Source organism: Williamwhitmania sp. (assembly GCA_035529935.1).
Lineage (GTDB): Bacteria > Bacteroidota > Bacteroidia > Bacteroidales > Williamwhitmaniaceae > Williamwhitmania.
This window is the reverse complement of the sequence record DATKVT010000138.1, coordinates 1-7752: the sequence shown is the minus strand read 5'-3', so window position 1 is coordinate 7752 and position 7752 is coordinate 1. Positions and strand designations below refer to the sequence as shown.

The following is a 7752-nucleotide window of genomic DNA, read 5'->3' as shown; positions in this document are numbered from 1 at the left end:
CATACTGCTTAATAAAAAAGTCGACCAGCCCCGGAATATCATCCTTTCGCTCCCTGAGCGGTGGAAGCTGTATGGCTATTGTATTTATTCGGTAAAGGAGGTCTTCGCGGAAGAGCCCCTGCCGTATCATCTCGTCCAAATTTCTGTTGGTGGCGGTAATCAACCGGATATCGATGGGAATGGGGTTGTTCGATCCCAAGCGGTAAATCTCCCTGTTCTGCAGCGCGGCAAGGAGCTTCGCCTGCTGGGGTAGGGGGAGGTTGGCCACCTCGTCCATAAACAGGGTTCCTCCCGAGGCTATTTCGAAGCGCCCCGCTCTATCGTCGCGCGCATCGGTAAAGGCGCCCTTCACATGCCCAAAGAGCTCGCTCTCAAACAGCGATTCGCTAATTGCTCCAAGGTCAACGTTGATAAAGGCCTCGTCGGCACGCTGCGAGAGGCGATGGAGCCTTCGGGCAATAAGCTCCTTTCCGGTGCCATTCTCGCCGTAAATAATCACGTTTGCATCGGTAACTGCAACCTTTTCAACGGTTCGGTAAACCTCCTTCATTGCTTGCGACGGTCCGGTGCATAGCTGGAAATGGTCGTCGATATCGCTGTTTAGCATGGCCTGCCGTCCCTGAAGGCTCTTCACCTTTACCTTATGCCGCCTTAGCTCGAGGGCATTGGTAAGGGTAATAATGAGCTTATCGGCATCCCATGGCTTGGTAACAAAATCGGTGGCCCCATTCTTAATGGCCTGCACGGCAAGGTTGATATCGCCGTAAGCGGTTATGAGGATTACCACTGCAAGGGGATCGCGCTTTAGGATTTCGCCAAGCCAGAAAATTCCTTCGTTTCCGGTGTTATTCGGATTCTTAAAATTCATGTCGAGGAGGATAACATCGAAGGCGTTCGGTGTTAGCTTTTCCACAATACCTTTTGGATCGTGAAAGGTAGCAACCTCCTTAAACTCATGCTTCAGCAGCAATCGCAGCGAATCGAGAATCTGAAGATTATCGTCGATGATTAAAATCTTACCGGAGAGAGGCTTGCTCATACTCTGTTACCGCTTGGTGTAGTGCTAACACAAATGTAGAAAATTGTTCAGATGTTGAACACTCGCTGTTCATAAACTTTACAGTGAGGAGGTATTCAATTTAACGGATGTTGATATATTCAATAGATAAACAGGTAGTTAGGAGTAGCGGCACGTAGGTTGGAATAGGGTGTGTAGAAATAAATATTTCGACCTGACAGATATGTTGAGCTATTAAATAAACTAACTTACCACTATGAAAAGCAACTTAAAAGCCTCGATCAGAAGCATCTATAAGCACAAGGTGAGCTCTGCGATAAACGTAGCTGGACTGGCTGTTGGATTTTCTGCCTTTATCCTGATTTCACTATTCGTTCAATATGAGTATAGCTGGGACAAGCATAACGTGAACTACGACCGAATTTACAGGGTGCAGCGTACCTATGTAAAGGCGGTTGCCGCAATGGATGGCAATAATATTTCGCCCCACACACACGGCATTACAAAGAAGCTGCTGGAGGCTCAATGCCCGGAGATAGAAAAAGTGCTGATTACAGAATATGCCGGAGGTCGCTACCTGTCGCCAAGCCCCAGTAAGCAGATATACGACAACGAGGGCATAATAATGGAACCATCGGTATTTGAAATCTTTACCTACCATTTTATTAAGGGCGATTCGAGCACAGCCTTAAAGGAGCCAAACTCTATTGTGCTTTCGAGCACGCTGGCGGGTAAGCTTTTCCCGGATGGCGATGCCATGGGAAAAACAGTGCTTATTGAGAAGCAGATTGGGATGAAGGTTACCGGTGTTTACAAGGACTTACCTAGAAATTCGGAGGTTCGGCCATCGTATATTATCTCGCTTTCGACCATTGAGCAGATGCGAAACGTGAAGGATAGCTGGTCGGGAAATGTTTTGACTTACGTATTGCTGCGATCCAATAAGGATTTGGCTAGGGTGAATGCAAAAATCTGGGATCTCTACAAGGATTACAAAGGGCACGAGGAGGAAAAAGTTTCGCTTTGTCCGCTATCCATGCTATACCTCGACTTCAACGGGCAGGATGATTACTTAATCGTTCTTTTCCTATACCGCTTGATTGGCATATTCATCCTACTGCTTGCCTGCTTCAACTATATAAACCTGGCTACCGCTCATGCATCTACCCGAACAAAGGAGATTGCGGTAAAAAAGGTGTGCGGTAGCAGTAGGTTCGCACTAATCCAACAAATACTCACCGAGGCAGCCATAATCGCCTTGATTGCGGTGATGCTCTCGTTCCTGATTGTGGAGAACTTCCTACCAGTTTTCAATAGAATAGTGAGTAAGAATATGGAGTTTTCGATAGCTGGCAACTGGCCGTTTGCGCTACAGATTGTTTTAATTGCCATTGTAGTGGGGCTAGCTTCGGGGGCCTATCCTGCCTTTTTCCTCGCAACCCGTAAAATTGTATACCTGCTGAAGGGAAATTTATTTAAGACAAAAAAGGAGGCATTTGGGCCCAAGAGAATTCTGATCATCCTTCAATTCTCGATTTCACTCTTCCTAATCATCATAACGATGGCCTTTTCGGAGCAAATTAAATACTTGCTGAATAAAAATCTGGGCTTCAACAAGGAGAATATTTTATTCGCCAAATTCTCCGTCAATGCAAAGAATGTGCGATTCGATGATCTTAGGGACAGAATTCTTGCTCACCCTGAATTTCAGAATGGATGTTTTTGCGAGCATATCCCTTTTGTAACCTTTGGAGGGGGGAATATAAACTGGGAGGGATGCCTACCCGGAGAGTCGGTAAATGTTAGGTTTAATGGGGTGAGCTACGATTTCTTAAGTAATTTTGGAATGACCATCGTAGCGGGGAGGGGATTCTCCAGAGATTTTCCATCGGATACCGTTAACGGGTGCATTATTAACGAAACGGCATGGAGAAGTTTTGGATGGAAGGATCCAATTGGAAAAAGGCTGGATAACAATCGGCTGGAGGTTGTTGGGGTGGTTAAGGATTACAACTATAAGGATATGCACAATGGCATTGAACCGGCCATACTGGTTCTTCAATCGGAGCCACGGTCGGGCGATTGGTCGTTTGCCTTCAGGGTTACGAAGGGCGATATGAGCCAGGCAAAAAAGATTATCCAAGAGGAGTTCGAGAACTATTTTCCAAACAGCGTATTTGAGTTTGGCGAGCTGGACGAAGCGTTTAAGCACGAAAACGTTCTCCAAGTTTACAATTCGGTGGATAATACCCTGCTGTTCTTTACCATTCTCAATGTATTCTTGGCAATTATTGGGTTACTGGGCTTGGTATCGTTCACCATTATGCGTAAAACCAAGGAGATTGGCATTCGCAAAATTAGCGGCAGCTCCGATATGAGCATCTTTACAATGCTTACCAAGGAATACCTTTCGCTAATTGTTTATGCAATGATAATTTCGTGGCCGGCAGCCTATGCAATGTATGCGATTATCCCCGGCGCAAACAAGCAGCCCATTAACTTTTCTGTATACATAATAGCATCGCTAACGATAATGGTTATAGTAGTGCTTACCTCGTGCTATCAAACCATTAAGGTTTCGAGGGCAAACCCCATTGATGCCTTGAGGTATGAGTAGTTTGGGGGGGTGAAGATGTTGGTGTAGGCAAAAGATAAAAGGCAAAAGGTAAAAGGCAGAAGACAAAAGAGTCGGGAGACGGAAGACGGAAGACGGGAGACCGAAGAAAAAAGACAAAAGGCAGAAGACAAAAGAGTCGGGAGACGGAAGACCGGAGACCGGAGACAGGAGACCGGAGACCGAAGAAAAGAGAAAAAAGAAAAAAGAAAAAAGGCAGAAGACAAAAGAGTCGGGAGACGGAAGGCGGGAGACCGGAGACCGGAGACAAAAGGCAGAAGACAAAAGGGTCGGAAGTCGGAAGACAATGTGGAGCTATCACACCAAAAGGCTTGTAGAAACAGAGTAACCTTAGGGAAATAATGAATGGCGGGCAGGCGTGACAAAATGGTGACAAGTGACGGAAAAGTTACGAGTTACAGAGGGTAATTGCATAGGTGGTTTGGGAATTTGGGAATGAGACGATTTGGAGATCCGGCAGTGGCCGGACAAGTTTTGAGAATGATGGAGCAGCTAATACCCATCTGTGATTGCGGTGCGGGGGATGTGAGGTGCATTGAACAGCATGGGTGCTCGCACCGCCTGCGCTGGGTTGGTTTCTTTTCCGAGGGTTGACACCCCCGGCTACAAACATGCCACCCCTCTATGGTTATGCTCTATTGTTATGCAGCCAGTTTGGATGGGACGAAATATTTTCTCCCATACATACGGTCGAATTCTTCTAATCCGTCAATGGCCGGATCTCCGCTTCGCTGCGACTTCTTCTAACTTCTTCTAACTCCATTTAACTTCCTCTAACTTCCCTTTTGGTTGTTGCGGTGCGGGGCATGTGCATTACATTGAACAGCATTGGTGGGCGCACCGCCCGCGCTAGGTGTGGTTTTCCTAACCCCGACCTAAAGTTCGGGGAAATGTGCAATTTATGAACGATTATCTCAAAAGGCTTGTGGAAACTGTGTAACCCTGGGGAAACACTGGGTGGTGGGCCGGAGTAACAAAATGGTGACAAGTGACGAAAAAGTTACGAGTTACAGAGAGTAATTGCATAGGTGAATTGGCAGTTGTTCTTACTGGGAGTTTAGGTGATGGGGTAACCTATTTGATTACATATAGTTAATTATTCTTTTGCATCCCAAATATCGTAATTAGTCCATTTTGTTTCTCCAATTCTCATCGTATCGATTTTGTTTTTTTCTTTTAAAATCCATTTGGTTCCTTGTTTAATATAAATATCTCCTTTTGAAATAATAATCCCATTTTCATCACAACTTTCAATTAGTCGGATTTGCAGCCTTAAATAAATGGTATCTTTTGCAATTACTAATCCTTTTGCAGTGCAAGAATCATTCATAAATTTGTTTTCCTGTTGCATTGAAATAAAGTCATAATTATATTTAAAAGCAACAGTATCATTTAGGTAGAATTCGTTAAACTCTATATGTTCCCTTGCACTTTCTGCAAGTTTGGCTTTTTCCCAATAGTCTTTGTAGAATTTAATCTGTTCATCAAGTTTAATGTCCGTCTTATTTAAATATCTATGAAATGATGTCAGAATAATACCTGACATATCATCTGGATGATAAATTCCCAAGTCGTGAAAATATTTTGCAATTCTTGAATCTCCTTTCCATAATCCCCAACTATTCCTAATTCCCATACCAGTCCCCCAATGAAGTCTATTTACTGCCTCATTCTCAGATATTTTCTTAAAACCTTCTTTATCGGACTTACTCCATAAACAATCAAGGTAGTTTAAGGCATCATTTAAATCAATCGGTATATATTTCTCAGGATATTTGTCACAATTAGTTTGTGCAAATAGAGAAGTCGTAATTAATGTCAATATAACTATCAACTTAGCAATCATCATTTCTTTATGATTTTTAGCAACTCATTTATAAGTATAACAAAATCACCATTATATGTCAAAATTAGCAATTTTTTATTGGTAGCCAAACGATGGTTTTTGTTTTAGGATTTTGTAGATTGGACTCTTTGGGTGCTTATAGTGGAAGGCAGAGAAAATGGGTGACTGGTGAAGAAGATGTTGAAAGTCGGAAGACGAAGCCAACGTATCCATGTGGTGCTATCATCTCAGAAGGCTTGTAAAAACTGTGTAACTCTGGGGAAACACTGAGTAACACTGAGTAACCCCTGTGTAGCTATTCCTCTCTTTAAGTATTTTCGAGCGCGATTGTAGCATTGTTAGGCAGTGTGAAATAGAATGTTGAGCCGGCTCCCTTTTCACTTTCGACCCAGATTTTTCCGCCATGTTTTTCAACAAATTCCTTGCAGAGGATCAAGCCCAGACCGGTTCCGGTCTCCTTATTGGTTCCGGTGGTGGAGAAGCTCTGGTCAATCCGAAACAGCTTTTCAATGCAGTTTTTGGATATTCCTACGCCTGTATCTCTTACCGAAAAGATGATCTCCTTTTGTTGTTTCATTGCTGAAATGGTGACCTCGCCACCAGAATTAGTGAATTTTATGGCATTGGAAATCAAGTTTCTGAATATTGCGCTTATCATGGCCTTGTCGGCAAATACTGGCATGCGGGATGGTAAAACCATTTTGATAGCAATTGATTTTTGCCCGGCAATGTCATCGTAAGGAAATGTTGTTTCATTTATGAAAGCCATCAATTCGAAGTGTTCTGGATTGAACGCCATTCTGCCAGTATGCGACTGCGCCCATTGCATCAGGTTCTTAAGCAAATCCATTGCCCTTTTGGACGATAGCAATATAATATTGGCAAATTTTTCAATTTGTTCGTATTCCTTTTTTTTGATTTTTTCGGTGAGAAATTCGCTAAAACCAATAATTGAATTGAAATGACTTTTTAAATCGTGGGCAATGATGGAGAGGAACATGACCTTCTCCGCGTTTAGCTTTACCAATTCCTGATTCTTCAATGCTATTTCCAGCTCCTCATTTTTACGTTTACTTATATCGTTTAAAGTGCCTGTCCACATAATATCACCATTCTCCAACACGCGGGGAATTGATTCAAAATGAATCCAAACTGGTTTGTTGTTAACCATAAAGCGGCCTTCCCATGTAAATGGAGTCACATTTAAGTTTGCTTCTACGTTCAACCTTACGAATTCTGCCTTATCAGCCTCAAAAATTAGATTGTTAATTATTCCAGGATTCTTTTTAAAAGCAACCCTATCCAGATTTAGTATTTCAAAGAATCGGTCATTCGCAAATTCAATAGTATATGGTGAATCATTGGAACTGGCCCATTTCTCTTCATTTGAAGACTGGTCGTGAAAAACTCGTATACGGTATATTCCTGAAGGCAGCGCATTGGCCAAATCGGCATAAAATTTTCGCTCTTGATTTAATGCCTCAGCAACCTTCCCATGATTATGCTCAGCCTTTTTTAGCTTAGCAATTTCAGCTTCCGCTCGTCGTAAATCATTTACAAGCTGCTCCTTGGATCTATCTTGAGGTTTCATTTTAGGTTAAGTTCATAGCGTTGATGCTGCAATTGCAACAGCTCGTAAACACAATTATGCTGGAGTTGCTGCCCCAATGGATTTATTACCTCAATTTTTAAAAAGTCTGTCTTCTATCAAAGAAAGTAATTTTTCACAAGACATCAAAAGGTAACTTTGTCTTTTTCAGGTGTTAGGCTGCTGTTTACCTTGTGTCTACCTCGAATATATGGTTAGCTGCAAATCGTCGACTAAGAACTGTCCCATGCTGTTGTTCCACATGTAAACCTTGATTTTGTAGTTGGGGAATCGGTAAAACCTTGGAATATCGTAGTCAAACACCACCTTTTGCCATTGACCCTTTACCAGCTCATCCGCAGCCACATCTTTTGACTTCCACTCCATAAGGATGCCATCCTTAACGTACCATACCTCCAGCACAAGATGTGCATTGGTAAGGGAATCGGTGGTGTAGAGCATGGCGCTTGCTTCGGCGTGGTAAATCTCGGCATAATTCATGGTGCTGAAGCTGACCTCCAGAGCAGGAGAGTAGGACTCTGAGGGTTGCATTATAAAGCTACTATGTCCAGAGAAAGCGAGGGAGTCGGAGTACCTGTTGGGGGAGTCGCCCACCTCTTCAAAATTATTGGTAGCCGAGAAGGCTACCTTGCCGGAGGTGCTGC

The 7752-nt window shown here is 43.2% G+C and carries 5 protein-coding genes; 1 reads left to right on the top strand and 4 read right to left on the bottom strand.

The window, feature by feature from the left end; all coding sequences use genetic code 11:
* The coding region (locus tag VMW01_10540) for a sigma-54 dependent transcriptional regulator (protein HUW06687.1) at positions 1-1039 on the bottom strand (1039 nt) is incomplete at its 3' end.
* Between the two features lie 235 nt (positions 1040-1274).
* Here VMW01_10540 and VMW01_10535 point away from each other — a divergent pair.
* Positions 1275-3635, top strand: a complete 2361-nt coding sequence (locus VMW01_10535; GenBank protein ID HUW06686.1) for an ABC transporter permease — start codon at positions 1275-1277, stop codon at positions 3633-3635.
* A 1114-nt stretch (positions 3636-4749) separates the two neighbouring features.
* Here VMW01_10535 and VMW01_10530 read toward each other — a convergent pair.
* From VMW01_10530 to VMW01_10520, 3 genes are all read right to left on the bottom strand, one after another.
* Positions 4750-5502: a DUF6794 domain-containing protein gene (locus VMW01_10530; protein HUW06685.1), complete on the bottom strand. Its 753-nt coding sequence runs from the start codon at positions 5500-5502 to the stop codon at positions 4750-4752.
* A 304-nt stretch (positions 5503-5806) separates the two neighbouring features.
* On the bottom strand, positions 5807-7090 hold the full coding sequence (locus VMW01_10525; GenBank protein ID HUW06684.1) for a HAMP domain-containing sensor histidine kinase: 1284 nt from the start codon (positions 7088-7090) through the stop codon (positions 5807-5809).
* A 195-nt stretch (positions 7091-7285) separates the two neighbouring features.
* Positions 7286-7752 (bottom strand): hypothetical protein (locus tag VMW01_10520; GenBank protein HUW06683.1); only part of this gene is annotated, 467 nt, incomplete at its 5' end.